Below are 25,688 nucleotides of genomic sequence, written 5' to 3'. Positions count from 1 at the left end.
ACGGAACATGTACGCGCATGGAACCCAAATCTCCCGGCGACCCTCTATCCAGGCGAACAACCTGAACCACACCTGATCAGAGGCGAGCGCCCCACCGACCGCTGCCTCCACAGCGGACGGAGTGCGCCACCGTGCGGAAGCGACCTGTCATACCAGGGCCCGAAAAGCCCGTTAAGCGAGCATTTTCGCGACGCAATGTGCTGCTGGGCGGCGCCGCCGCCCTCGCCGCCGCCGGTCCGCTCACCGCCTGCTCCCGCCTGGCCCCCGCTCCCCCGCCGCACACCTCCGCCCCCTCCCCCGCCTCGGGCCTGCCCGCCGCCCAGGCGGAGCGCGCCCTGCTGCTCCAGGTCCTCGCCCACCCCGACGACGACCTGTACTTCATGAACCCGGACGCGCAGCGCGCCTTCGCCGCCGGTACGCCCCTGGTCTGCGTCTACGTCACCGCGGGCGAGGCCAACGGGCAGAACAAGACACCCGCCGACCGGCAGCCCGCCCCGAACAAGGCGGCCTACTCCGCCGCCCGCCACCAGGGCCTGCGCCAGTCGTACGCGGCCCAGCTCGGGCTGCCCGTCTTCACCCGCTGGGAGACGAGCGCACTGCGCCTGCGGGGCGGGTTCCAGGTGGAGGTCAACACCCTTCAACACCGCGGCCGCAGCGTCGAGTTGGTCCATCTCGACCTCGCGATGCACACCCCGGCGGGCCACATGGGCATCCCCGCGCTGTGGCGCGACCGCGGTCTGCTGCTGCGCACCCTCGTGCCGGAGGGCTCGCCGGTGCGCCCGGTGCAGACGTACGACTACGACTCCCTGGTCGCCGTCCTGGTCGAGCTCTTCGAGCGGTACCGCCCGACGCTGGTGCACACCCTCGACCCGGACCCCGACATCCAGCTCAGCGACCGGATCACGCAGATCCGCGACAGCGAGCAGCCCGGCTACTCCGACCACGCCGACCACACCGCCGTCGCCTGCTTCAGCTGGGCCGCGCTGATCCAGTGGGCGCAGCGGGCGAAGGGCGGGCCGCCGGCCTTCGCGGTGACCTCCTTCCGCGGCTACTACAACCACCACTGGCCCAAGAACCTCCCGCCGCAGGTGCTCAGACCCAAGGCCGCCCACCTCGTCCCGTACGGCGCGGGCCCCGACTGGGCGTGCGGCAACCCGGCGGGCTGCGGCGACTACAACGTCGGCGGCGACCGCCCGCTGACCAACCGCAAGGGCTGGGTCCGCTCCACCCACTACCGCTACCCGGGCCCCCGGCTCGCCCTCGCCCCGAACGTCGACGGCACGCTGACCGCGTACGGCGTGCTCGGCCTGCGCGCGGTCCGCTACGAGGAGCGGGGCGAAGCAGGCGGCGCGTTCACCGCCCCCGTCGACCTCGGCGGCGGCCCGCTCGCCCCGGTGCTCGGCAGCGCCACCCTCCCCGACGGCCGCCACCTGGTCCTCGGCCTGCGGCTGGCCGCGATCGAGGGCAGGGGCGCGACCGACGCCCGCGAGATCGTGGTCCTGGAACAGCACGGGACCCGGCGCTACGGCTCCTGGACGAGCCTCGGCAACCCGGAGGGCGCCGACGCCGACCGCGGGCGCCGCATCGGCGTCCCGGTGGCGGTCACCGCTCCCGACGGCCGCGTCCACCTCTTCGTCCGCAACGCCGCGCAGGGCGTGAGCACCCGCGTACGGGAGACCGGCGGGGCCTGGTCGCCCTGGCGGGACCTCGGCGGCGGCCAGGTCCAGGACGGGCTCACCGCGGTCGTCGGCGCCGACCGGCAGGTGCATCTGTACGGCCCCGGCCGCGACACCGTCCACCACTGGACACCGAACGGGTACGCCCCGCTCCGCGGTCTGCCCGTGCCCGCCGACGCGGTGGCCGCGGCGGACGGCCGGCTCTACTACCGCGGGCCGGCCTCGGCCCGGCTGCTCAGCCCGGGCGGCCCGGCCGGCAGCGCCCCCGACTTCCCCGGCTTCGGCCCCGTGGCGGCCGCGGGCGGTTATCTGCTCGGCCTCGACACCGACGGCCGCGTCCAGCTCGGCCAGGGCGGCCATCTGACCCGCCCGGCCACCGACCCGGCCACCCTGGCCGGCCCCTCCCTGGTGGTGGACCGGCGCGGCCCCACCGCGGCGGGCCTCTCCCCGGACGCCCGCCCCTGGCTGTGGCGGCCGAGACAGGCGACGGCCTGACCGGGAGCGTGGCCCGACGGCACACTGACCCGATGGCCCCCGACACCGCCCCACCCCTGCCCGACGAGGACCGCGGCTGTCTGCGCGCGGTCCTCGCCGTGCCGATCGGCATCCTCACGCTGCTCTCGGCGTTCTTCTGCTGGACCGCCCTCACCGTCCGCCCCCAGGGCGTCTGGGACGTCGACGCCTACCGCGGCATCGACGTGTCCTGCTTCGTCACGATCGCGCTCTCGACCGCGCTGCTCGGCATGTGGCTGCCGCCGTCCGTGCGCCGCGTCGTCCCCTGGACCTGGGTCGCGCCGGGCGCGCTGCTCGGCGTCGTCGCGGCGGTGCGCTGGGCACTGGCCTCCTGAGGGCACGCAAAAGGGCCCGTACGACCGAAGTCGTACGGGCCCTCTCGAAGCAGCTCGCAGGAGCTACCAGGCATCAAGCCCCGAAGGGACTCGACAAGTAAGCGGACTTACTTGTTGATCTTGATGACCTGGCCGGCGCCGACGGTCCGGCCACCCTCACGGATGGCGAACTTGAGGCCCTCCTCCATGGCGACGGGCTGGATGAGCTCAACGGTCATCTCAGTGTTGTCGCCCGGCATGACCATCTCGGTGCCCTCGGGGAGGGTCACGACGCCGGTCACGTCCGTGGTGCGGAAGTAGAACTGCGGGCGGTAGTTGTTGAAGAACGGGGTGTGACGGCCACCCTCGTCCTTCGACAGGATGTAGGCCTGGGCCTCGAACTCGGTGTGCGGCGTGACCGAACCCGGCTTGATGATGACCTGGCCGCGCTCGACGTCCTCGCGCTTGATGCCACGGAGGAGCAGACCGACGTTCTCACCGGCCTGGCCCTCGTCGAGCAGCTTGCGGAACATCTCGATGCCGGTGACCGTGGTGGTGGTCTTCTCGGTCTTGATGCCGATGATGTCGACGGTCTCGTTGACCTTGAGGACACCACGCTCGATACGACCGGTGACGACGGTGCCACGACCGGTGATCGTGAAGACGTCCTCGATCGGCATGAGGAACGGCTTGTCGACGTCGCGCTCCGGCTCCGGGATCGACTCGTCGACGGCGGCCATCAGGTTCAGGACCGACTGGCCCCACTCCTTGTCGCCCTCGAGCGCCTTGAGCGCCGAGACCTTGACGACCGGAACGTCGTCGCCCGGGAACTCGTACTCGGAGAGGAGCTCACGAACCTCGAGCTCGACGAGCTCCAGGATCTCCTCGTCGTCCACCATGTCGGCCTTGTTCAGGGCGACAACGATGTACGGAACGCCGACCTGGCGGGCCAGGAGCACGTGCTCCTTGGTCTGCGGCATCGGGCCGTCGGTGGCGGCGACCACGAGGATGGCGCCGTCCATCTGCGCGGCACCGGTGATCATGTTCTTGATGTAGTCCGCGTGACCCGGGCAGTCGACGTGGGCGTAGTGACGCGCCTCGGTCTGGTACTCGACGTGCGCGATCGAGATCGTGATACCGCGCTGGCGCTCCTCAGGAGCCTTGTCGATCTGGTCGAACGCGGACGCCTCGTTGATGTCCGGGTACGCGTCGTGCAGCACCTTGGTAATGGCGGCCGTGAGGGTCGTCTTACCGTGGTCAATGTGACCGATGGTGCCGATGTTGACGTGCGGCTTAGTCCGCTCGAACTTCGCCTTCGCCACTGGGTCCTCCTGTGGAGTGGTTCTGTACGCCTTGCTTCATCGGCGCCAGGTGATCTTTGCTGGAAAGCCCGGGCCCGGGGGCATTCAGGAACGTAGGCCCCTGAATGCCCGGTCGGGCTCCGGAGTCAAGCCTAAAGCGTGAACTCGAGTGAGTTACTCGCCCTTGGCCTTCGCGATGATCTCCTCGGCGACGTTCCGCGGAACCTCGGCGTAGGAGTCGAACTGCATCGAGTAGCTCGCGCGACCCGACGTCTTGCTGCGGAGGTCGCCGACGTAGCCGAACATCTCCGACAGCGGAACCAGGCCCTTCACGACGCGGGCACCGGCACGCTCCTCCATGGCCTGGATCTGGCCACGGCGGGAGTTCACGTCACCGATGACCTCGCCCATGTAGTCCTCGGGCGTGGTGACCTCGACGGCCATCATCGGCTCAAGGAGCACGGGACCGGCCTTACGAGCGGCCTCCTTGAACGCCTGCGAACCGGCGATCTTGAAGGCGAGCTCGGAGGAGTCGACCTCGTGGTAGGCACCGTCGAGGAGCGTGACGCGCACACCGGTCATCTCGTAACCGGCGAGGATGCCGAACTGCATGGCCTCCTGGCAACCGGCGTCGACCGAAGGGATGTACTCCTTCGGGATACGACCACCGGTGACCTTGTTCACGAACTCGTACGAGGCGTCGCCACCCTCGATCGGCTCGATCGAGATCTGCACCTTGGCGAACTGGCCGGTACCACCAGTCTGCTTCTTGTGCGTGAAGTCGACCTTGTCGACCGTCTTGCGAATGGTCTCGCGGTACGCGACCTGCGGCTTGCCGACGTTGGCCTCGACCTTGAACTCGCGACGCATACGGTCGACGAGCACGTCCAGGTGAAGCTCGCCCATACCACCGATGATGGTCTGGCCGGTCTCCTCGTCCGAGTGAACCTGGAAGGAGGGGTCCTCCTCCGCGAGACGCTGGATGGCGACACCCAGCTTCTCCTGGTCACCCTTGGACTTGGGCTCGATGGCGACCTGAATGACCGGCGCCGGGAAGTCCATGGACTCCAGGATGACCGGGTTCTTGTCGTCGCACAGCGTCTCACCGGTGGTGGTCTGCTTCAGGCCCATGACGGCGACGATGTCACCGGCGCCCACCGACGCGATCTCCTCACGCTTGTTCGCGTGCATACGGTAGATCTTGCCGATGCGCTCCTTCTTGCCCTTGACGGAGTTCAGCACCGCGGTGCCGGCCTCCAGGCGACCCGAGTAAACCCGGATGAAGGTGAGCTTGCCGAGGTGCGGGTCGCTCGCGATCTTGAACGCGAGGGCCGCGAGCGGCTCCTCCTCGGACGGCTTGCGCTTGACGACGACCTCGGGGTCCTTCACGTCGTGGCCCTCGATGGCCTCGACGTCAAGCGGGGTCGGCAGGTAGCGCACGACCGCGTCGAGCAGGGGCTGAACGCCCTTGTTCTTGAACGCGGTGCCACAGAACACCGGGGTCACCGTGGTGCCCTTGGTGGTCCGGCCGGACTCGATGGTGATACGACGGATCGCGGCGTACAGCTGCTCCGCGGTGGGCTCCTGGCCCTCCAGGTACAGCTCCATGATCTCTTCGTCGTTCTCCGCGACGGCCTCGATCAGCTTGCCGCGGTACTCATCGGCAGCCTCGGTGTGCGTCGCGGGGATCTCGACGGTGTCGTAGGCCTCGCCCTTGGCGGCCTCGGCCGACCAGACGTAAGCCTTCATCGTGACGAGGTCGACGACACCCTGGAAGTCGGCCTCGGCCCCGATGGGGAGCTGCATGACGAGCGGCTGGGCGCCCAGGCGGTCCGAGATCATGTCCACGCAGCGGTGGAACTCGGCGCCGGTACGGTCCAGCTTGTTGACGAAGCAGATGCGCGGCACGCCGTAACGGTCGGCCTGACGCCACACCGTCTCGGACTGCGGCTCAACGCCGGCGACGCCGTCGAACACCGTCACAGCACCATCGAGCACACGCAGGGAGCGCTCCACCTCAACGGTGAAGTCGACGTGCCCGGGGGTGTCGATGATGTTGATCGTGTAGTCGTCGTTCTCGAGCGGCCAGTGACAGGTGGTGGCAGCAGAGGTGATCGTGATGCCACGCTCCTGCTCCTGCTCCATCCAGTCCATCGTGGCAGCGCCGTCGTGGACCTCACCGATCTTGTACGAGACGCCGGTGTAGAACAGGATCCGCTCGGTCGTCGTCGTCTTGCCCGCGTCGATGTGAGCCATGATGCCGATGTTGCGCACCTTGGCCAGGTCAAGTGAAGTGGTAGCCATAAGGCTTCAGTCTTCTCTCGGTCTCGATGTGGGTAGCGACTACCAGCGGTAGTGCGCGAAGGCCTTGTTGGACTCGGCCATCTTGTGCGTGTCCTCGCGCTTCTTCACGGCAGCGCCGAGGCCGTTGGAGGCGTCGAGCAGCTCGTTCATCAGACGCTCGGTCATCGTCTTCTCGCGGCGAGCGCGCGAGTAGCCGACGAGCCAGCGGAGCGCGAGGGTGTTGGCGCGGCCGGGCTTGACCTCAACCGGAACCTGGTAGGTCGCGCCACCGACACGGCGGGACTTAACCTCAAGGGTCGGCTTGATGTTCTCCAGCGCGCGCTTCAGCGTGATGACCGGGTCGTTGCCCGACTTCTCACGCAGACCCTCCATGGCGCCGTAGACGATGCGCTCGGCGGTGGAGCGCTTGCCGTTCAGCAGCACCTTGTTGATGAGGGAGGTCACCAGAGGAGAGCCGTAGACCGGGTCGATGATGACCGGGCGCTTCGGGGCGGGGCCCTTACGAGGCATTCTTACTTCTCCTTCTTGGCGCCGTAGCGGCTGCGGGCCTGCTTGCGGTTCTTGACACCCTGGGTGTCAAGCGAACCGCGGATGATCTTGTAACGAACACCGGGCAGGTCCTTCACACGGCCGCCGCGCACGAGCACGATGGAGTGCTCCTGCAGGTTGTGTCCCTCACCCGGGATGTAGGCCGTGACCTCGATGCCGCTGGTCAGACGCACACGCGCGACCTTACGGAGGGCCGAGTTCGGCTTCTTCGGGGTGGTCGTGAACACACGCGTGCAGACGCCACGGCGCTGGGGCGAACCCTCGAGTGCGGGCGTCTTGTTCTTCTCGACCTTGTCCTGCCGGCCCTTCCGGACCAGCTGCTGGATCGTAGGCACTACTTCTCCGGTTTCTGTGTGCCGAGTAGTAAAGCTAACCTGGAACATTGCCGACCCACGCGGTCGGGTGTGTCGAATACTGCAGACCCCCGCCGAGGAGCGGGAAGCGGCAGATTGCGGTGGCCGTGATCAGAACCGAGCGGACTGATCCGGACTCGCCGTGCGGCTGATGACACGCACACGAGCCCAGGCACACCCCAGGCACAAGGTCTGAGCGTACCTACCTCACGGACTTCGGTCAAAACAAATGCAGTCCACTCCGACACGCCGGACCACCTCGACCGGCGTGCCGCATTCGTCCCGGTAGCCGTGGGTTTCCGGAGCGTGGCCGGATCGACCCCGCCCGAAGATCAGCCGGCGCCCGAGTTCGAGGCCGCCACCAGGGCGATGACCAGGATCAATGACCAGCCGGCGATCCACAGCCAGCCCAGGATGAGCCCGCCGACCGCCATCCCGTCGCCCTGCTCCTGGGTGCGACGGATCTCACCCCGGGCCATGTGCCCGAGAATCACCGCGGGAATGGCGGTGATGCCCCCGCTGAAGAACGTGCCCACCCCACAGGCCAGCGCGCCGATCGCCTTGCCGTTGGTGGGCGGCGGCGGGGCCGGCAGGAACGTCGGCGGCACATGCGCCATGGGCATCGGCATCTGCTGCGGCGTGGGCCCCTGCGGCAGGTCGGCGACCAGCATGGTGAGCTCGCCCACCGTACGGGCCTGATAGGCCCGCTCGACCCGCTTCTCGTACTCCCCCTGCGGCAGCCGTCCCTCGGCGAACCCGGCCCGCAGCACATCCACCGCCCGCTCCCGGTCGGCGTGCGCCGCCAGCATCGAGGGCTGCGTCATCGCGGGCTGATTCTGCTGGGGCGGCCAGGGCGCCGGTTGCCACTGCGGATTCGACACGAGACCAACTCCCCCGGACCGGACACGGCTGTGCCCTCCATCATGCGTCAACGCGCCGCAGGGCGGCCACCCTGACTTTCGTCGGGGTGACCGCCCTGCGGGTCAAGCGGGTACTGCTCGCTTACTGGTTGTACGGACCGTAGTCGTAGTCCTCCAACGGAACGGCCTGGCCGGAGCCGGTGCCGAACGGCGAGTAGTCGATGTCGTCGTAGCCGACGGCCGAGTACATCGCGGCCTTGGCCTCCTCGGTGGGCTCCACCCGGATGTTGCGGTAGCGGGACAGACCCGTACCGGCCGGGATGAGCTTACCGATGATGACGTTCTCCTTGAGGCCGATGAGGCTGTCGGACTTGGCGTTGATCGCCGCATCCGTCAGGACTCGGGTCGTCTCCTGGAAGGAGGCGGCCGACAGCCAGGACTCCGTCGCCAGCGAGGCCTTGGTGATACCCATCAGCTGCGGACGGCCGGAGGCGGGGTGACCGCCCTCGGTGACCACACGACGGTTCTCGGTCTCGAACTTCGAGCGCTCGACGAGCTCGCCCGGCAGCAGCTCCGCGTCGCCGGACTCGATGATCGTCACGCGGCGCAGCATCTGCCGGATGATGATCTCGATGTGCTTGTCGTGGATCGACACGCCCTGCGAGTTGTAGACCTTCTGGACTTCGCCGACCAGGTGGACCTGGACCGCACGCTGACCCAGGATGCGCAGCACGTCGTGCGGGTTGGTGGCACCCACGGTCAGCTTCTGGCCGACCTCGACGTGGTCGCCCTCGCCCACGAGCAGACGGGCACGCTTCGAGATCGGGAACGCCGTCTCGTCGCTGCCGTCGTCCGGGGTGACGACGAGCTTCTTGGTCTTCTCGGTCTCCTCGATGCGGACACGGCCCGCGGCCTCGGAGATCGGGGCGACACCCTTCGGCGTACGAGCCTCGAAGAGCTCGACGACACGGGGCAGACCCTGGGTGATGTCGTCACCGGCCACACCACCGGTGTGGAAGGTACGCATCGTCAGCTGGGTACCGGGCTCACCGATGGACTGGGCGGCGATGATGCCGACCGCCTCACCGATGTCGACCAGCTTGCCGGTCGCCAGCGAGCGGCCGTAGCAGAAGGCACAGGTGCCGACCGCGGACTCGCAGGTGAGGACCGAGCGGGTCTTGACGACCTCGATGCCGTGCGCGACCAGCTGGTCGATGAGCACGTCACCCAGGTCGACGTTGGCCGGCGCGATGACCTTGCCGTCGACGACGACGTCCTCGGCCAGCATGCGGGCGTAGACGCTGGTCTCGACGTCGTCCGTCTTGCGCAGGACGCCGTCGGCGCCGCGCTCGGCGATCGCGAGCTTGAGGCCACGGTCGGTGCCGCAGTCCTCTTCGCGAATGATGACGTCCTGCGAGACGTCCACCAGACGACGGGTCAGGTAACCCGAGTCGGCGGTACGCAGCGCGGTGTCAGCCAGACCCTTACGAGCACCGTGCGTCGAGATGAAGTACTCCAGCACCGACAGGCCCTCACGGAAGGAGGCCTTGATCGGACGCGGGATCGTCTCGTTCTTGGCGTTCGACACCAGACCACGCATACCGGCGATCTGACGCATCTGCATCATGTTTCCTCGGGCACCCGAGTCAACCATCATGAAGATGGGGTTCGTCTTCGGGAAGTTCGCGTTCATCGCCTCGGCAACCTCGTTGGTCGCCTTGGTCCAGATCGCGATGAGCTCCTGAGTGCGCTCTTCCTTCGTGATGAGACCGCGCTCGTACTGCTTCTGGACCTTCTCGTCCTGGGCCTCGTAGCCCGCGACGATCTCCTTCTTCGCCTCGGGAACGACGACGTCGGAGATGGCCACGGTGACACCGGAACGGGTGCCCCAGTAGAAACCGGCCGACTTCAGGTTGTCGAGCGTCGCCGCCACGATGACCTTGGGGTAGCGCTCGGCCAGGTCGTTGACGATCTCGCCGAGCTGCTTCTTGCCCACCGAGTAGTCGACGAACGGGTAGTCCTCGGGCAGCAGCTCGTTGAAGAGCGCGCGGCCCAGCGTCGTACGCAGCCGGAAGCTGTCGCCCGACTGGTACTCCGGCTCGCCCTCCTCGGCGACCGGCGGCGTCCAGCCACGCGGCGGGATGGTGCCCACCGGGAAGCGGATGTCGACCGGCGACTGCAGCGCCAGCTCGCCGGCGTCGAACGCCATGATCGCCTCGGCCGTGGAGCCGAACGCGCGGCCCTCGCCCTTGGTGTCACGCAGTTCACCGTCGGTGGTGAGGAAGAACAGACCCAGGACCATGTCCTGCGTCGGCATCGTCACCGGACGGCCGTCGGCGGGCTTGAGGATGTTGTTCGAGGACAGCATCAGGATGCGGGCCTCGGCCTGCGCCTCCGCGGAGAGCGGCAGGTGGACGGCCATCTGGTCACCGTCGAAGTCCGCGTTGAACGCGGTGCAGACGAGCGGGTGGATCTGGATGGCCTTGCCCTCGACCAGCTGCGGCTCGAAGGCCTGGATGCCGAGGCGGTGCAGGGTGGGAGCACGGTTCAGCAGAACCGGGTGCTCGGCGATGACCTCTTCGAGGACGTCGTACACGACCGTGCGGCCGCGCTCCACCATGCGCTTGGCGCTCTTGATGTTCTGCGCGTGGTTCAGGTCGACCAGGCGCTTCATCACGAACGGCTTGAAGAGCTCCAGCGCCATGGCCTTCGGCAGACCACACTGGTGCAGCTTCAGCTGCGGGCCGACGACGATGACGGAACGCGCGGAGTAGTCCACACGCTTACCGAGCAGGTTCTGACGGAAACGACCCTGCTTGCCCTTCAGCATGTCGCTGAGGGACTTCAGCGGGCGGTTACCGGGACCGGTGACCGGGCGACCACGACGACCGTTGTCGAAGAGGGCGTCAACAGCCTCCTGAAGCATGCGCTTCTCGTTGTTGACGATGATCTCCGGAGCACCCAGGTCGAGCAGGCGCTTCAGACGGTTGTTGCGGTTGATCACACGGCGGTACAGGTCGTTCAGGTCGGAGGTCGCGAAGCGGCCACCGTCCAGCTGCACCATCGGACGCAGGTCCGGCGGGATGACCGGCACGCAGTCGAGCACCATGCCCTTGGGGCTGTTGCTGGTCTGCAGGAACGCGGAGACGACCTTGAGGCGCTTGAGCGCACGGGTCTTCTTCTGGCCCTTGCCGGTACGGATGATCTCGCGGAGGCGCTCGGCCTCCTCCTCGAGGTCGAAGGTCTCCAGGCGCTTCTGCAGCGCCGCGGCACCCATCGAACCGTCGAAGTACGTGCCGAAGCGGTCACGCAGCTCGCGGTAGAGCAGCTCGTCGCCCTCCAGGTCCTGGACCTTGAGGTTCTTGAAGCGGTTCCACACCTCGTCGAGACGGTCGATCTCGCGCTGGGCGCGGTCGCGCAGCTGCTTCATCTCGCGCTCGGCACCTTCGCGCACCTTGCGGCGCACGTCGGCCTTGGCACCCTCGGCCTCGAGCTCGGCCAGGTCGGTCTCGAGCTTCTTGGCGCGGGCCTCGAGGTCCGAGTCGCGACGGTTCTCGACCTGCTGACGCTCGACCTGGACGTGCGCCTCGAGGGAGGGCAGGTCGCGGGTACGGCGCTCCTCGTCCACGTACGTGATCATGTACGCGGCGAAGTAGATGACCTTCTCGAGGTCCTTCGGGGCGAGGTCGAGCAGGTAGCCCAGACGCGACGGAACGCCCTTGAAGTACCAGATGTGCGTGACGGGGGCGGCGAGCTCGATGTGGCCCATCCGCTCACGGCGCACCTTGGCGCGCGTGACCTCGACGCCACAGCGCTCGCAGATGATGCCCTTGAAGCGGACGCGCTTGTACTTGCCGCAGTAGCACTCCCAGTCCCGGGTCGGACCGAAGATCTTCTCGCAGAAGAGTCCGTCCTTTTCGGGCTTGAGGGTGCGGTAGTTGATGGTCTCGGGCTTCTTGACCTCGCCGTGGCTCCACTGACGGATGTCGTCAGCGGTGGCCAGGCCGATCCGGAGCTCGTCGAAGAAGTTGACGTCGAGCACTATGCGTCAATCCCTCTCAGGGTTGTGAGTCTGAAGGTCTGAAACGGGGGTCGAGGGGGGCCGGCCGGGGGTCCTCTCGGTGAGCGTTAAGGAGGGGACCCCTGGCCGACGACTCCCGTCAGACCTCTTCGACGCTGCTCGGCTCGCGCCGGGACAGGTCGATGCCGAGCTCCTCCGCCGCGCGGAAGACGTCCTCGTCGGTGTCGCGCATCTCGATGGACATGCCGTCCGAGGACAGCACCTCCACGTTGAGGCACAGGGACTGCATTTCCTTGATGAGCACCTTGAAGGACTCGGGAATGCCGGGCTCGGGGATGTTCTCGCCCTTGACGATGGCCTCGTAGACCTTCACGCGGCCGGTGACGTCGTCGGACTTGATGGTCAGCAGCTCCTGGAGGGCGTACGCGGCGCCGTATGCCTCAAGCGCCCACACCTCCATCTCACCGAAGCGCTGGCCACCGAACTGGGCCTTACCACCCAGCGGCTGCTGGGTGATCATCGAGTACGGACCGGTCGAGCGGGCGTGCAGCTTGTCGTCGACCAGGTGGTGGAGCTTGAGGATGTACATGTACCCGACCGAGATCGGGTCCGGGAACGGCTCACCGGAGCGGCCGTCGAACAGCCGCGCCTTGCCGGACGGGAGGACCATGCGGTCGCCGTCGCGGTTCGGCCGGGCGTTCTCCAGCAGACCCGCGAGCTCGTCCTCACGCGCACCGTCGAAGACCGGGGTCGCGACGTTCGTACGCGGCTGGACGTCGTCGGCACCGATCGCCTGGAGGCGCTTGGCCCACTCGTCGCCGAGGCCGGAGACGTCCCAGCCCTGGCTGGCGAGCCAGCCGAGGTGGATCTCCAGGACCTGTCCCGGGTTCATTCGGGACGGGACACCCAGCGGGTTGAGGATGATGTCGACCGGGGTGCCGTCCTCGAGGAAGGGCATGTCCTCGATCGGGTTGATCTTGGAGATGACACCCTTGTTGCCGTGGCGGCCGGCGAGCTTGTCACCGTCGGTGATCTTGCGCTTCTGGGCCACGTAGACCCGCACGAGCTGGTTGACGCCGGGCGGAAGCTCGTCGCCTTCCTCACGGTCGAAGACGCGAACGCCGATGACCTTGCCGATCTCGCCGTGCGGCACCTTCAGGGAGGTGTCACGGACCTCGCGGGCCTTCTCACCGAAGATGGCGCGCAGCAGGCGCTCCTCCGGCGTCAGCTCGGTCTCGCCCTTGGGCGTGACCTTGCCGACGAGGATGTCGCCGGCGACGACGTCCGCACCGATGCGGATGATGCCGCGCTCGTCGAGGTCGGCGAGGACCTCCTCGGAGACGTTCGGGATGTCCCGGGTGATCTCCTCGGGGCCGAGCTTGGTGTCACGGGCGTCGACCTCGTGCTCCTCGATGTGGATCGAGGAGAGGACGTCGTCCTGCACGAGGCGCTGCGACAGGATGATCGCGTCCTCGTAGTTGTGACCCTCCCACGGCATGAAGGCCACGAGCAGGTTCTTGCCGAGGGCCATCTCGCCCTCTTCGGTCGCGGGACCGTCGGCCAGGACCTGCCCGGCGATGATCCGCTGACCCTCGTCCACGACGACCTTCTGGTTGACAGAAGTGCCCTGGTTGGAGCGGGAGAACTTCGACAGGCGGTACGTGGTGTACGTGCCGTCGTCGTTCGTGATGGTGATGTAGTCCGCGGAGACCTCCTGGACCACACCGTCCTTCTCGGCCTTGAGCACGTCGCCGGCGTCGGTGGCGCAGCGGTACTCCATGCCGGTGCCGACGAGCGGCGCCTCGGACTTAATCAGCGGCACGGCCTGACGCATCATGTTCGCGCCCATGAGGGCACGGTTGGCGTCGTCGTGCTCGAGGAACGGGATCATGGCGGTCGCGACCGACACCATCTGGCGCGGCGAGACGTCCATGTAGTCGACGTCCGTGCCGGGCACGTAGTCGACCTCGCCGCCACGACGGCGGACCAGCACGCGGTTCTCGACGAACTGGAACTCGTCGTTGAGCGGCGCGTTGGCCTGCGCGATGACGAAGCGGTCCTCTTCATCGGCGGTCAGGTAGTCGACGTCGTCGGAGACGACACCCTCGACGACCTTGCGGTACGGCGTCTCGATGAAACCGAACGGGTTGATCCGTCCGTACGAGGCGAGCGAACCGATCAGACCGATGTTCGGGCCTTCAGGGGTCTCGATGGGGCACATGCGGCCGTAGTGGGACGGGTGCACGTCTCGGACCTCGAAGCCGGCCCGCTCACGGGAGAGACCACCCGGGCCGAGGGCGTTCAGACGACGCTTGTGCGTCAGCCCCGACAGCGGGTTGTTCTGGTCCATGAACTGGGACAGCTGCGACGTACCGAAGAACTCCTTGATCGACGCCACCACGGGGCGGATGTTGATCAGGGTCTGCGGCGTGATCGCCTCGACGTCCTGGGTGGTCATGCGCTCGCGCACGACGCGCTCCATACGGGCGAGACCCGTACGGACCTGGTTCTGGATGAGCTCACCGACGTTACGGATACGGCGGTTGCCGAAGTGGTCGATGTCGTCGGTCTCAACGATGATCGAACGACCCGACTCGGCGACCGTCTCGGTCTCACCGGCGTGCAGCTTGACCAGGTACTTGATGGTCGCGATGACGTCGTCGGTGGTGAGCACGCCGGCGTCCAGCGGCTCGTCGGCGCCGAGCTTCTTGTTCACCTTGTAGCGGCCGACCTTCGCGAGGTCGTAGCGCTTCGGGTTGAAGTAGAGGTTCTCGAGCAGCGTCTGCGCGGCCTCACGCGTGGGGGGCTCGCCCGGACGCAGCTTGCGGTAGATGTCGAGCAGCGCGTCGTCCTGGCCCTGGGTGTGGTCCTTCTCCAGGGTGGCGCGCATGGACTCGTACTCGCCGAACTCCTCCAGGATCTGCTCGGTCGTCCAACCGAGAGCCTTGAGCAGGACGGTGACGGACTGCTTGCGCTTGCGGTCGATGCGCACACCGACCATGTCGCGCTTGTCGATCTCCATCTCCAGCCAGGCACCCCGGGACGGGATGATCTTGGCGGAGAAGATGTCCTTGTCGGACGTCTTGTCGATGGAGGAGTCGAAGTAGACACCGGGCGAACGGACGAGCTGCGACACCACGACACGCTCGGTGCCGTTGATGACGAAGGTGCCCTTGTTCGTCATGAGCGGGAAGTCGCCCATGAAGACCGTCTGAGACTTGATCTCGCCGGTCTCGTTGTTGGTGAACTCGGCGGTGACGAAGAGCGGGGCGGCGTACGTGAAGTCGCGCTCCTTGCACTCGTCGATCGAGTTCTTCGGAGGCTCGAAGCGGTGATCGCGGAACGTCAGGGACATCGACCCGGAGAAGTCCTCGATCGGGGAGATCTCCTCGAAGATCTCCTCCAGACCCGACTTCGTGGGGACGTCCTGGCCCGACTCCAGAGCCGCCTCGACCCGACTCTGCCAGGCGGTGTTGCCGAGCAGCCAGTCAAAGCTCTCGGTCTGCAGCGCGAGCAGGTTCGGAACCTCGAGGGGCTCCTTGATCTTTGCAAAGGAGATGCGCAGCGGGGCGGTGCTTGCGCCGTTGTTCGTATTCGCGGTCGAGGCGTTGCGCGAGGCGGCCAAGAGGGGGTCCTTCCGAGGGCTCGGACTCACTACGCGCGTACCGGTCCCAAGCCATGCAGAGCGACCAAAAAGCCCAGGTCAGGGCCGATTTGATCTACTGTGCTCAAGCGAGGGCATGCCCCTGGTGACGGGCAGGGAGCAGCTAACAGGCAGCGCAAAGGGACAGTGTAGCCAGAAGGCCCACTGATGTCCAGTGCGGGTTTTTTGAGACCCTCGTTGTTCTCAACCGTTCACCGTCTGCGGCATGCCCTGTGCGCTGAGCGCACACTCTTACTGCCCTCTTCGCCGTCGATCCATGCCTCGGATCCGGATCGTTGTGACGACGCGTCCTGAGAATTGCGCGCTGCGTGCTGTTCGTCAAGGCCCCCTCTTGGCCGAACAGGGGTGGCGCCAGGCACAACGAAGATCACCATACTCTGCGCGACCGACAGTGCAAGGCACCCTCGGCCTGCGAGCCAGACAACGCCGAAGGGCGACCACCCAGTTGGGTGATCGCCCTTCGGTACGTCAGCGTTACAGCTCCCGAGGGAGCAGTTTCACCGAGGAAGAGTCGACAGACTCGAAGAGGTCTTACTTGACCTCGACGGAGGCGCCGGCGCCCTTGAGGGCCTCGGCGGCCTTCTCCGCGGCGTCCTTGGCGACCTTCTCGAGGACCGGCTTCGGGGTGCCGTCGACGAGGTCCTTGGCCTCCTTCAGACCCAGGGAGGTCAGCTCACGCACGACCTTGATGACCTGGATCTTCTTCTCGCCGGCGCCCGTGAGGATGACGTCGAACTCGTCCTGCTCCTCAGCGGCAGCGGCGTCGCCGCCACCCTGGGCCGGACCGGCGGCAACGGCGACGGCCGCGGCGGCGGTGACGTCGAACTTCTCCTCGAAGGCCTTCACGAACTCGGAGAGCTCGATGAGGGTCATCTCCTCGAACTGGGCGAGCAGGTCTTCCTGGCTGAGCTTCGCCATGATGGGCGATCCTTCCACTAAATCGGCTGGTGCCGGTTGTCCATGTAGGCGGGCGTACTGACGGCCCGCTTCGACCGTCGCCTCAGGCGGCGGTCAAGGTGCGAGCCGAGTTACTCGGCACCGCCCTGCTCGTCCTGCTTGGCGCGAAGAGCGTCCACGGTGCGGACGAGCTTCGAGGGAAGCGCCTGGAAGAGCTGAGCAGCCTGGGACTGCTTGCCCTTGAAGGCACCTGCCAGCTTGGAGAGCAGAACCTCGCGGGACTCGAGGTCCGCAAGCTTCTTGATCTCGTCGGCGGACAGCGCCTTGCCGTCAAGGACACCGCCCTTGATGACGAGGTTGGGGTTGTCCTTGGCGAAGTCACGAAGACCCTTCGCCGACTCCACCGGGTCACCGGTGACGAAGGCAACCGCCGTCGGACCGTTGAACAGGTCGTCGAGCGAGGTGATCCCGGCCTCGTTGGCCGCGATCTTGGTCAGCGTGTTCTTCACCACGGCGTACTCGGAGTTCTCACCGAGCGAACGGCGCAGCGTCTTGAGCTGGGCCACGGTGAGACCCCGGTACTCGGTCAGCACGGCGGCGTTCGAGCTGCGGAACTTGTCCGTGAGCTCGGCTACCGCGGCAGCCTTGTCGGGCGTCGGCATAGAGCGTCGGCCTCCTTCCGGGTGATGAGGACCGCTCGCAAGGAGGCTGGGAAAACGAAACGCCCCGGCGCAGGCGCTCGGGGCGTGAGCTCGACCGGAATCACGAGGACTCCAGGAGCACTTCCACAATCACCTGCGCGGGTCGTCCGCAGTACAGCGGATCCTTCGGCCACCGAACCCTCTTACGAGCGCACGGCAACGACCAGCGGTCTTTGGCTTCTCCGGAAGGCTACGCGAAAGGACACACGTCAAGCAAATCCGCTCAGACGTCGCCCCTGCCGGTGCCACCGACACCTCCGGCACCGAGCGTGCCGAGCATCTTCATGAGGTCGAAGGTCTGGCTCGCGGGCGGCACGTCGGCCTTCACCGCGGCCCCGTAGTCCGAGAACTTCTCCGACATCTCGACGGCGCCCTGCGCGCTGTCCATGGTGACGTCCATCCGGACCGGCAGGTCGTCCTTGTCGACCCACAGCTCGGTGTCGTAGTCCTTGATGCCGGCCTTCTTGACGTTCTTGAGGAGCCGGGCGCGCTCGGACTCGGTGAGGACCTTCAAGGAGTCGTTCGACTTCATCATCTCCTCGACCGTCAGCCGCCCCTTGTAGTGCTCCGTCCGTACGCCGTCGAGGGTGGCGGAGCCCAGGTGCTTCAGGTTGGGCGAGTCGAGCAGGACGGCGATCTGCTGCGCCGGGTCCTGGTTCATGCTGTCCAGGCTTCCGGTCATCTGCCGCGTGAGCTGCTCGCTGCCGGACTGCTCGGCGAGGGCGCCGAGATCCAGCTTCATCCAGCGCTTGCCGTCCATCTCCTGGGCGGCGGCCGCTCCCCCGTCGACGTACATCACGTCGTCCTGCCAGATCATGCGGACCGCGTCGGGGGCGTCCGGTTCGGCGGCCTTGAACGTGGAGCCGGTCATCGTCATATCCATGACCGTCGGGTTCCAGCCCATGGTGCCGGACATCTTCATGGTGCCGCCGCCGAGCGCGGACGGGCTCTTCATGGTCAGCGAGACCCTGGCGGACCCGGCCTTCGCGGTCTTCTCGTACGCGGCGGTGAGGGCCCGGGTGACCTGGGACGACGGGCGGTCCGCCGTGGACGCGGAGGCGCCGGCGCTCCGGTCGCCCGCTCCCCCGCCGCACGCCACGGCTCCCGTGCACAGCAGTGCGGTCGCGGCGGCGGCGCCGACCGTGCGTCGTACGACAGCAGTCATCTCGAACCCACCCCTTGGAACGTGTGTACTGATCGCACCGTATCGGACGCGTCGGACAGCCGTCCGGTTCAGCCGGAGCCCGCCGCCGCCTCGGTCACCGTGTCGAAGTTGACGGTGTCGTGCGCGGGCGGCCGCTCGGCCCGGGCGGGGGCGCCGTAGTCGCTGTAGCGGGCGGTGGTGGTGAACTCGCCCTCGCGATAGACGCGTTGGACCATGAGGTGGCGGGCGTCGATCCACACCTCCACATGCTGCCTTCCGGAAGTGCCCTGGTAGCGGGTCGTTTCGATGCCACCCACGGTCGCCCGCCCCGCCTCGTGCACGTCCCGCATGGCCCCGAGCGCCTTGAGGGCGTCCGCCGGAGTGAGGTCGCTGCTGCTGTCGTACGGGTACCGGATCCAGTGCTTGCCGTCCTGGAGACCGGCGAACTCGTCCGTCATCCGGGTGTAGTAGGCGTCTGGCAGATAGCGCGTCTGGGACGGGTCGCCGCCCAGCTCCCGGGTGTCTGCCGCCAGCCTGCCGCCGGTGATCCGCGTCGTCAGGGTGCCCCTGATGCCGTCGGACCAGCCGAGGGCGCCGGAGCTGCGGGAGGAGAGACGGCTTCCGTTGTGCATCGTGGCCTCGATGTGCGCCGAGCCGGCCGCGGCGACCTTCTGGCGGGCCTGACGGAGCGCGTCGACGGCGTCGTCGGCGCCCGGCCCCTTCGCCCCTGCGCAGCCCGCCAGGAGCGCGCCCACGGCGGCCAGCGCCGCGATCCGTCCGTGCTTCATCCGCTCCCCCGGCTCGATGAGCGCGACGCTAGCGCAGCCGCATTCTGAGGAGGGCCGGAAACGAGGAACGGGCCCCGCCTCTCCCGAAGGAGACGCGGGGCCCGTAGCCGACTTCAGCGAGTTCTGGAGAGAACTCAGACCGCGGCCGGGTCCTCCTCGACGAGGAGGTTGCGGGTGCGGTTCGGGTCGACCGGAACGCCGGGGCCCATCGTGGTGGCGATGGCGGCCTTCTTGATGTAGCGACCCTTGGCGGCGGACGGCTTCAGACGAAGGATCTCGTCGAGGGCCGCACCGTAGTTCTCCACCAGCTTGGTGTCGTCGAAGGACACCTTGCCGATGATGAAGTGCAGGTTCGAGTGCTTGTCGACGCGGAACTCGATCTTGCCGCCCTTGATCTCGTTCACGGCCTTGGCCACGTCCGGGGTCACGGTGCCGGTCTTCGGGTTCGGCATCAGGCCACGGGGACCGAGCACGCGGCCCAGGCGGCCGACCTTGCCCATGAGGTCCGGGGTGGCGACAACGGCGTCGAACTCGTTCAGGCGGTTGCCCTTGGAGATCTCGTCGATGAGCTCGTCGGAGCCGACGATGTCGGCGCCCGCGGCCTCCGCGGCCGCAGCACGGTCACCGGTCGCGAAGACCAGGACCCGGGCGGTCTTACCGGTGCCGTGCGGGAGGTTCACGGTGCCACGGACCATCTGGTCGGCCTTGCGCGGGTCAACGCCCAGGCGGAAGGCGACCTCGACGGTGCCGTCGAACTTCGTCGAGGAGGTCTCCTTGGCGAGACGGACGGCCTCGAGCGGGGCGTAGAGCTTGTCCCGGTCGACCTTGGCGTCCGCAGCGCGGAGAGTCTTGCTGCGCTTGCTCACTACTGCTCCTGTGTATGTCTGAGGAGTCGTGGTCCGGGCCGAGCAGGCCCTGCCACGGTGTTCTGCTTACTACGGGGGTGAGGTCAGCCCTCGACCGTGATGCCCATGGAACGGGCGGTGCCGGCGATGATCTTGGACGCGGCGTCCAGGTCATTGGCGTTGAGGTCGGGCATCTTGGTCGTGGCGATCTCGCGGACCTGCGCCTCGGTGATCTTGGCGACCTTGGTCTTGTGCGGCTCGCCCGAGCCCTTCTCGACACCAGCGGCCTTGAGGATCATCTTCGCGGCCGGCGGGGTCTTGGTGATGAAGGTGAAGGAACGGTCCTCGTAGACCGTGATCTCCACCGGGATGACCCAACCGCGCTGCGACTCGGTCGCGGCGTTGTAGGCCTTGCAGAACTCCATGATGTTCACGCCGTGCTGGCCCAGCGCGGGGCCGACCGGCGGAGCCGGGTTGGCAGCGCCGGCCTGGATCTGGAGCTTGATGAGCCCCGTGACCTTCTTCTTCTTGGGAGGCATGTGCTCTCTCTCCGGGTCTTAGTGAGAGTGTTCAGCCGCCATCCCGATCAATGATGATCGATGATCGTCCAGATCATCCGGATGGAGGCATACCGCACAACGATAACGGGTAGCCCCACCAGTTCCGAAATCGAATGCATCAGGGCTGGTCAGCGGCCTTGTCCACGGCCTTGCGCGCAGCCCTGCCGCGGTGCGGCACGTACGGCACCGGCGCAAGCCCGGGCCACCCCGTCACCGCGGGGAACGCGCCGGCCGCCAGGAAGGCCCGCACGCCGCCCGCACGCCCCGCCAGGGACGCCTTCCGGGGGGCGTCCGCCCCGTGACCCCCGCACCGCGGCCGCCGAAGGCGCAGGCCGACAAGGAGCCCGACACGCGGCAAGCGCCCCGCGGAGAGACCGAAAAGGTCTCCGGGGGCGCTTGCCGAAGATGACAGGAAAGGGCTGCGATCAGTTCTTCTGGATCTGGTCGAAGCTGAGCTCGACCGGGGTCTCGCGGCCGAAGATCTCGACGAGGCCCTTGACCTTCTTCGAGTCGGCGTTGATCTCGTTGATCGTGGCCTGCAGCGTGGCGAACGGGCCGTCGGTGACGGTGACCGAGTCGCCCACCTCGAAGTCCAGGACCTCGACGGTGACCTTGCGGGCCGGAGCCGGCTTGCCCTCGGCCTCGGCGGCCTCGCGGGCGGCCTTCTCCTCGGCCTCCGGGGCGAGCATCTTGACGATCTCGTCCAGGGTCAGCGGGTACGGGTCGTAGGCGTTGCCCACGAAGCCGGTGACGCCGGGGGTGTTGCGGACAACGCCCCAGGACTCGTTCGTCAGGTCCATGCGGACGAGCACGTAGCCGGGCAGCTTGTTCTGCCGGACGTTCTTGCGCTCGCCGTTCTTGATCTGGACGATCTCTTCCTCGGGGACCTCGGCCTGGTAGATGAAGTCCTCGACGTTGAGCGAGACGGCACGCTGCTCCAGGTTCGCCTTCACGCGCTTCTCGTAGCCCGCGTAGGTGTGGATGACGTACCACTCGCCGGGCAGGCCGCGCAGCTCGTCGCGGAGAGCGGCGATCGGGTCGACCTGCTCGCGCTCCTCCTCGAGCTCCTCGATGACGGCCTCGACGGTCTCGTCCTCGGCGTCGTCGACGTCGGTCTCGCTGTCGGCGTCCTCGATCTCGAGGGCGGCCTCTTCGGCGGGCTCACCGGCGGCGATGTCGGCAGCCTCGGCCTGGTCCGGCTCCTCGGCGTCCGCCGCCTCGACGATGTCGAGCTCGTCCTCAGCGGACTCGACCGGCTCGATCGCCTCGTTCAGGTTCGGGTCAGACACTGTGGCTGCTTCTTCCTGGATACATGGGGGTGGAACACGCGAAAGGGGCGCCGGACAGGCGCCCTCCGCATTTCGGCTCAGCCGAAGACGTACTTGACGAGGTGGCTGAACCCATAGTCAATCACGGTGACCAGACCGATCATGATGACGACGAACACGATCACGACCGTGGTGTACGTCGAGAGCTGGCCGCGCGTCGGCCAGACGACCTTGCGCAGCTCTGCGATGATCTGCCGGTAGAAGAGCGCGAGACGGCCGAAGGGGCCCTTCTTGCCGCGCTTGCCGCCCTTCTTCTTGCGCTCCTTCTGGTCCTTCTTGGACTCGAGCGCTTCATCCTCGGCATCAGGCATGTCGATGGAGCCCACGGCGTCCGTCACTCGTCCTCACCTGATTCCGGGTCGTGGCCGTGCCGCGCCCGGTTGAGCCGCACGGCGGTGCAATGCAGTACGTACATGCGCACACATCCTGGCGAAGGAGTGTGTAGCAGGGCCGGAGGGACTTGAACCCCCAACCGCTGGTTTTGGAGACCAGTGCTCTACCAATTGAGCTACGACCCTTTGTTTCCCCCAACGTACCGCATCCGCCCGGCTGCACGGAGTGCGGTCGAAAGGAGCGGCCGGTGAAGGCCAACGAGCAGTGAGTGTACGTGCTCCGCGGCCCCCCGTCGAACGAACAGCGTCCGCAAGTTGATCAGTCGGGGATCCGATGGTCTTGGAAACCCGTGTGCCGGGCGGGTTTCGGGTCTGGAACGATGGGGTTATGAGCGCTGCAACTCCTTCGTCCACGTCTCCCACCGAGCGTCGGGTCTCCGCACGCATCGGCTCCATCTCCGAGTCCGCCACCCTCGCCGTCGACGCCAAGGCCAAGGCCCTCAAGGCCGCCGGACGTCCGGTGATCGGCTTCGGCGCCGGTGAGCCCGACTTCCCGACGCCCGACTATGTGGTCGAGGCGGCCGTCGAGGCCTGCAAGAACCCGAAGTTCCACCGCTACACGCCGGCCGGCGGTCTGCCGGAGCTGAAGGCCGCGATCGCCGCCAAGACGCTGCGCGACTCCGGCTACGAGGTCGACGCGTCGCAGATCCTGGTGACCAACGGCGGCAAGCAGGCCATCTACGAGGCGTTCGCCGCGATCCTCGACCCGGGCGACGAGGTCATCGTCCCGGCCCCGTACTGGACGACGTACCCGGAGTCGATCCGTCTCGCCGGCGGTGTCCCGGTGCCGGTGGTGGCCGACGAGACGACCGGTTACCGCGTCTCCGTGGAGCAGCTGGAGGCCGCGCGCACCGAGCGTACGAAGGTCGTGCTCTTCGTGTCGCCGTCGAACCCGACGGGTGCCGTGTACAGCGAGGCCGACGCCGAGGCGATCGGCCGCTGGGCCGTCGAGCACGGCCTGTGGGTCATGACGGACGAGATCTACGAGCACCTCGTCTACGGGGACGCGCAGTTCACGTCGCTGCCCGCGATCCTCCCGGAGCTGCGCGACAAGTGCATCGTGGTCAACGGTGTGGCGAAGACGTACGCGATGACCGGCTGGCGCGTGGGGTGGATCATCGGCCCGAAGGACGTCGTGAAGGCCGCGACGAACCTGCAGTCGCACGCCACGTCGAACGTCTCGAACGTGGCGCAGGCGGCCGCGCTCGCCGCCGTCTCCGGCGATCTGACCGCCGTCGAGGAGATGAAGAAGGCCTTCGACCGCCGTCGTCAGACGATCGTGCGGATGCTGAACGAGATCGACGGCGTCGTCTGCCCGGAGCCGGAGGGCGCCTTCTACGCGTACCCGTCCGTGAAGGGGCTCATCGGCAAGGAGATCCGCGGCAAGCGCCCGCAGACCAGCGTCGAGCTCGCCGCGCTCATCCTGGAGGAGGCCGAGGTCGCCGTGGTTCCCGGTGAGGCGTTCGGTACGCCGGGCTACCTGCGTCTTTCGTACGCCCTGGGTGACGAGGACCTGGTCGAGGGTGTCTCCCGCATGCAGAAGCTGCTGGCCGAGGCGCAGGACTGAACCGCGTGACCAGGTAGTCGTTCGTTCCTGAACGGGCCTGAACGGGCCGCTTCCTTACGGAGGCGGCCCGTTTCTTCGTTCGGGCAAGCGCTCGAAGGTGGAAAGGCGCTACCGGGACCCCTGGTGCGTACGGCAGGATCTTGGGATGGAGCGCGTAGTCGGACGCGATGTGCGTCAGTTGCCGAAGGCCCACCTGCATCTGCACTTCACCGGGTCGATGCGACCCAGCACGCTGCTGGAACTGGCCGACAAGTACGGGGTACGGCTGCCCGAGGCGCTGACCGGGGCCGAGCCACCGAAGCTGCGGGCCACGGACGAGCGGGGCTGGTTCCGCTTCCAGCGGCTCTACGACGCCGCGCGGGCCTGTCTGCGGGAGCCCGAGGACATCCAGCGGCTGGTGCGGGAGGCCGCGGAGGAGGACATCGCGGACGGGTCCGGGTGGCTGGAGATCCAGGTCGACCCGACGTCGTACGCGCCGCGGCTGGGCGGGCTCATCCCGGCCCTGGAGATCATCCTGGACGCCGTGGAGAGCGCCTCGCGGGAGACCGGGCTCGGGATGCGGGTGCTGGTCGCCGCGAACCGGATGAAGCACCCGCTGGACGCCCGTACGCTGGCGCGGCTCGCGGTGCGGTACGGGGACCGGGGCGTCGTCGGTTTCGGGCTCTCCAACGACGAACGGCGCGGTATGGCGCGGGACTTCGACCGGGCCTTCGCCATCGCGCGCGAGGGCGGACTGCTCTCCGCGCCGCACGGCGGGGAGCTGACCGGCCCCTCCTCGGTGCGCGACTGCCTCGACGACCTCGACGCCACCCGGATCGGGCACGGTGTGCGGGCCGCCGAGGACCCGCGGCTGCTGAAGCGGCTCGCCGACGCCGGGGTCACCTGCGAGGTGTGCCCGGCGTCCAACGTGGCGCTCGGCGTCTACGAGAAGCCCGAGGACGTCCCGCTGCGCACGCTCTTCGAGGCGGGGGTGCCGATGGCGCTCGGCGCCGACGACCCGCTGCTGTTCGGCTCGCGCCTTGCCGCCCAGTACGAGATCGCGCGCCGCCACCACGCCTTCACGGACGCCGAACTCGCCGAGCTGGCACGGCAGTCGGTGCGCGGCTCCGCGGCCCCGGAGGACGTCAGGGAGAAGCTGCTGAGCGGGGTGGAGGAGTGGCTGGCCGCCTGAGGTTCAGCCGCGGGCCGCGAGCCCGTTGAGCAGGGTGCGGGCGAGGCCCGTCGCGAACTCGTCCAGCGGCTGCGGGGGTTCGCGGTCCGGGGACATGTCGTACGCGAAGGAGCGCTGCGCGCAGGCACCCAGGAGGAGGCAGGCGGCCGCGTACGTGTCGGCCGCCGCGCCGATGCGGCCCGCCTTCTGTTCGGCCCTCAGGTAGGCGTCCAGGCCCTCGATGGGCTTGTGCGGGCCCATGCCCATCTCGCGCAGCACGTCGTCGTGGCGCCGCTTGAGCTGGGGGTCGGCGTACAAGGAGGCGGCGATCGGGAACGTCTGGTCGTAGAAGAGCGCCGCTTCGCGGGCGATGTCCGTGAGGTTCTCCTCGACCGTGCGGCCGGGGTTGCCCACGCCCTCCGTGAGGAGGCGCTCCAGCAGGGAGCCCAGCTTCGGCAGGCGCTCCTGGAGCACCGTCACGAAGAGTTCTTCCTTGTTGGCGAAGTATTTGTAGAGCGCCGCCTCGGAGCAGCCCGCCGCCTTGGCGATCGCCTTGGTGGTGGTGCGGGCGAGACCGATGCTCAGCATGAGCTCGTGCGCCGCGTCGACGATGCGGACGCGGGCCGGCTTCCGGGCCGACTGCTGGGCCGTGCGATCCATGTGCGGGCTCCAACCAACCTTGACGCGAGGGTGAGTACTCACTCACTCTAAGGGTGAGCAAAGGTGAGTAAATACTCACCCACCTTATTCGCATCCTCATG

At 67.6% G+C, this 25,688-nt stretch carries 20 protein-coding genes and 1 tRNA gene; 4 read left to right on the top strand and 17 right to left on the bottom strand.

Annotation, left to right across the window (positions count from 1 at the left end; all coding sequences use genetic code 11):
• Nucleotides 1-131: 131 nt before the first annotated feature.
• Together J3486_RS27620 and J3486_RS27615 are read left to right on the top strand one after the other, a co-directional pair.
• Complete coding sequence (locus tag J3486_RS27620) at nucleotides 132-2,171, top strand: PIG-L family deacetylase (protein WP_207824948.1); 2,040 nt, start codon at nucleotides 132-134, stop codon at nucleotides 2,169-2,171.
• A 32-nt stretch (nucleotides 2,172-2,203) separates the two neighbouring features.
• Nucleotides 2,204-2,524 (top strand): hypothetical protein, encoded by a 321-nt coding sequence (locus J3486_RS27615; protein ID WP_207824946.1) that lies wholly within the window; start codon nucleotides 2,204-2,206, stop codon nucleotides 2,522-2,524.
• Between the two features lie 107 nt (nucleotides 2,525-2,631).
• Here J3486_RS27615 and tuf read toward each other — a convergent pair whose 3' ends face one another.
• The 16 genes from tuf to J3486_RS27535 all read right to left on the bottom strand — a co-directional run bounded on the left by tuf (nucleotide 2,632) and on the right by J3486_RS27535 (nucleotide 22,336).
• Nucleotides 2,632-3,825 carry an elongation factor Tu gene (tuf, locus tag J3486_RS27610; RefSeq protein ID WP_207824944.1) on the bottom strand — a complete coding sequence of 398 codons (1,194 nt, stop codon included), beginning with the start codon at nucleotides 3,823-3,825 and terminating at the stop codon, nucleotides 2,632-2,634.
• Nucleotides 3,826-3,978: 153 nt separating this feature from the next.
• Nucleotides 3,979-6,108 carry an elongation factor G gene (fusA, locus tag J3486_RS27605; protein ID WP_207824941.1) on the bottom strand — a complete coding sequence of 710 codons (2,130 nt, stop codon included), beginning with the start codon at nucleotides 6,106-6,108 and terminating at the stop codon, nucleotides 3,979-3,981.
• Between the two features lie 39 nt (nucleotides 6,109-6,147).
• Nucleotides 6,148-6,618 carry a 30S ribosomal protein S7 gene (gene rpsG, locus J3486_RS27600; protein WP_111663838.1) on the bottom strand — a complete coding sequence of 157 codons (471 nt, stop codon included), beginning with the start codon at nucleotides 6,616-6,618 and terminating at the stop codon, nucleotides 6,148-6,150.
• Between the two features lie 2 nt (nucleotides 6,619-6,620).
• Nucleotides 6,621-6,992 carry a 30S ribosomal protein S12 gene (gene rpsL / locus J3486_RS27595; RefSeq protein ID WP_003948652.1) on the bottom strand — a complete coding sequence of 124 codons (372 nt, stop codon included), beginning with the start codon at nucleotides 6,990-6,992 and terminating at the stop codon, nucleotides 6,621-6,623.
• A 350-nt stretch (nucleotides 6,993-7,342) separates the two neighbouring features.
• On the bottom strand, nucleotides 7,343-7,891 hold the full coding sequence (locus J3486_RS27590; protein WP_307804957.1) for a DUF1707 and DUF4190 domain-containing protein: 549 nt from the start codon (nucleotides 7,889-7,891) through the stop codon (nucleotides 7,343-7,345).
• 121 nt (nucleotides 7,892-8,012) lie between these two features.
• Complete coding sequence (locus tag J3486_RS27585; protein WP_207824940.1) at nucleotides 8,013-11,912, bottom strand: DNA-directed RNA polymerase subunit beta'; 3,900 nt, start codon at nucleotides 11,910-11,912, stop codon at nucleotides 8,013-8,015.
• A gap of 118 nt (nucleotides 11,913-12,030) precedes the next feature.
• Entirely contained in the window at nucleotides 12,031-15,516 is a 3,486-nt protein-coding gene (gene rpoB, locus J3486_RS27580; protein ID WP_207824938.1) for a DNA-directed RNA polymerase subunit beta, read from the bottom strand.
• A 570-nt stretch (nucleotides 15,517-16,086) separates the two neighbouring features.
• Nucleotides 16,087-16,473: a 50S ribosomal protein L7/L12 gene (gene rplL, locus J3486_RS27575; RefSeq protein WP_207824936.1), complete on the bottom strand. Its 387-nt coding sequence runs from the start codon at nucleotides 16,471-16,473 to the stop codon at nucleotides 16,087-16,089.
• A 110-nt stretch (nucleotides 16,474-16,583) separates the two neighbouring features.
• Complete coding sequence (gene rplJ, locus J3486_RS27570; protein WP_207824934.1) at nucleotides 16,584-17,114, bottom strand: 50S ribosomal protein L10; 531 nt, start codon at nucleotides 17,112-17,114, stop codon at nucleotides 16,584-16,586.
• 262 nt (nucleotides 17,115-17,376) lie between these two features.
• Nucleotides 17,377-18,318 (bottom strand): hypothetical protein, encoded by a 942-nt coding sequence (locus tag J3486_RS27565; RefSeq protein WP_207824932.1) that lies wholly within the window; start codon nucleotides 18,316-18,318, stop codon nucleotides 17,377-17,379.
• Between the two features lie 68 nt (nucleotides 18,319-18,386).
• Entirely contained in the window at nucleotides 18,387-19,085 is a 699-nt protein-coding gene (locus J3486_RS27560; protein ID WP_207824930.1) for a hypothetical protein, read from the bottom strand.
• Between the two features lie 134 nt (nucleotides 19,086-19,219).
• Nucleotides 19,220-19,951, bottom strand: a complete 732-nt coding sequence (gene rplA, locus J3486_RS27555) for a 50S ribosomal protein L1 (protein WP_207824928.1) — start codon at nucleotides 19,949-19,951, stop codon at nucleotides 19,220-19,222.
• Between the two features lie 83 nt (nucleotides 19,952-20,034).
• Nucleotides 20,035-20,469 carry a 50S ribosomal protein L11 gene (gene rplK / locus J3486_RS27550; protein WP_016645192.1) on the bottom strand — a complete coding sequence of 145 codons (435 nt, stop codon included), beginning with the start codon at nucleotides 20,467-20,469 and terminating at the stop codon, nucleotides 20,035-20,037.
• A 446-nt stretch (nucleotides 20,470-20,915) separates the two neighbouring features.
• Entirely contained in the window at nucleotides 20,916-21,779 is an 864-nt protein-coding gene (gene nusG / locus J3486_RS27545) for a transcription termination/antitermination protein NusG (RefSeq protein ID WP_207824926.1), read from the bottom strand.
• A gap of 77 nt (nucleotides 21,780-21,856) precedes the next feature.
• A complete protein-coding gene (gene secE, locus J3486_RS27540; RefSeq protein WP_207824924.1) occupies nucleotides 21,857-22,156 on the bottom strand; it encodes a preprotein translocase subunit SecE in 300 nt (99 codons plus the stop codon).
• A 107-nt stretch (nucleotides 22,157-22,263) separates the two neighbouring features.
• Nucleotides 22,264-22,336, bottom strand: a tRNA-Trp gene (locus J3486_RS27535).
• Between the two features lie 202 nt (nucleotides 22,337-22,538).
• Here J3486_RS27535 and J3486_RS27530 point away from each other — a divergent pair.
• Nucleotides 22,539-23,777, top strand: a complete 1,239-nt coding sequence (locus tag J3486_RS27530) for a pyridoxal phosphate-dependent aminotransferase (protein WP_207824922.1) — start codon at nucleotides 22,539-22,541, stop codon at nucleotides 23,775-23,777.
• A 145-nt stretch (nucleotides 23,778-23,922) separates the two neighbouring features.
• Complete coding sequence (locus J3486_RS27525; protein WP_207824920.1) at nucleotides 23,923-24,948, top strand: adenosine deaminase; 1,026 nt, start codon at nucleotides 23,923-23,925, stop codon at nucleotides 24,946-24,948.
• Nucleotides 24,949-24,951: 3 nt separating this feature from the next.
• On the opposite strand, the gene J3486_RS27520 is transcribed toward J3486_RS27525, so the two are convergent.
• Nucleotides 24,952-25,587, bottom strand: a complete 636-nt coding sequence (locus tag J3486_RS27520; protein ID WP_207824918.1) for a TetR/AcrR family transcriptional regulator — start codon at nucleotides 25,585-25,587, stop codon at nucleotides 24,952-24,954.
• Nucleotides 25,588-25,688 lie beyond the last annotated feature (101 nt).

Origin of the sequence: Streptomyces sp. VRA16 Mangrove soil (genome assembly GCF_017377775.1) — a bacterium.
GTDB lineage: Bacteria > Actinomycetota > Actinomycetes > Streptomycetales > Streptomycetaceae > Streptomyces.
Note: the sequence above shows the minus strand (reverse complement) of the source record. Positions and strands in the feature narration are given on the sequence as shown.

What these genes read in the sequence shown, in the direction of transcription:
- J3486_RS27615 (WP_207824946.1), top strand. Translation starts at nt 2,204, where the DNA reads ATGGCCCCCGACACCGCCCCACCCCTGCCCGACGAGGACCGCGGCTGT.
- fusA (WP_207824941.1), bottom strand. Translation starts at nt 6,108, where the DNA reads ATGGCTACCACTTCACTTGACCTGGCCAAGGTGCGCAACATCGGCATC.
- rpsG (WP_111663838.1), bottom strand. Translation starts at nt 6,618, where the DNA reads ATGCCTCGTAAGGGCCCCGCCCCGAAGCGCCCGGTCATCATCGACCCG.
- rplL (WP_207824936.1), bottom strand. Translation starts at nt 16,473, where the DNA reads ATGGCGAAGCTCAGCCAGGAAGACCTGCTCGCCCAGTTCGAGGAGATG.
- rplJ (WP_207824934.1), bottom strand. Translation starts at nt 17,114, where the DNA reads ATGCCGACGCCCGACAAGGCTGCCGCGGTAGCCGAGCTCACGGACAAG.
- J3486_RS27565 (WP_207824932.1), bottom strand. Translation starts at nt 18,318, where the DNA reads ATGACTGCTGTCGTACGACGCACGGTCGGCGCCGCCGCCGCGACCGCA.
- J3486_RS27560 (WP_207824930.1), bottom strand. Translation starts at nt 19,085, where the DNA reads ATGAAGCACGGACGGATCGCGGCGCTGGCCGCCGTGGGCGCGCTCCTG.
- rplK (WP_016645192.1), bottom strand. Translation starts at nt 20,469, where the DNA reads ATGCCTCCCAAGAAGAAGAAGGTCACGGGGCTCATCAAGCTCCAGATC.
- J3486_RS27530 (WP_207824922.1), top strand. Translation starts at nt 22,539, where the DNA reads ATGAGCGCTGCAACTCCTTCGTCCACGTCTCCCACCGAGCGTCGGGTC.
- J3486_RS27525 (WP_207824920.1), top strand. Translation starts at nt 23,923, where the DNA reads ATGGAGCGCGTAGTCGGACGCGATGTGCGTCAGTTGCCGAAGGCCCAC.
- J3486_RS27520 (WP_207824918.1), bottom strand. Translation starts at nt 25,587, where the DNA reads ATGGATCGCACGGCCCAGCAGTCGGCCCGGAAGCCGGCCCGCGTCCGC.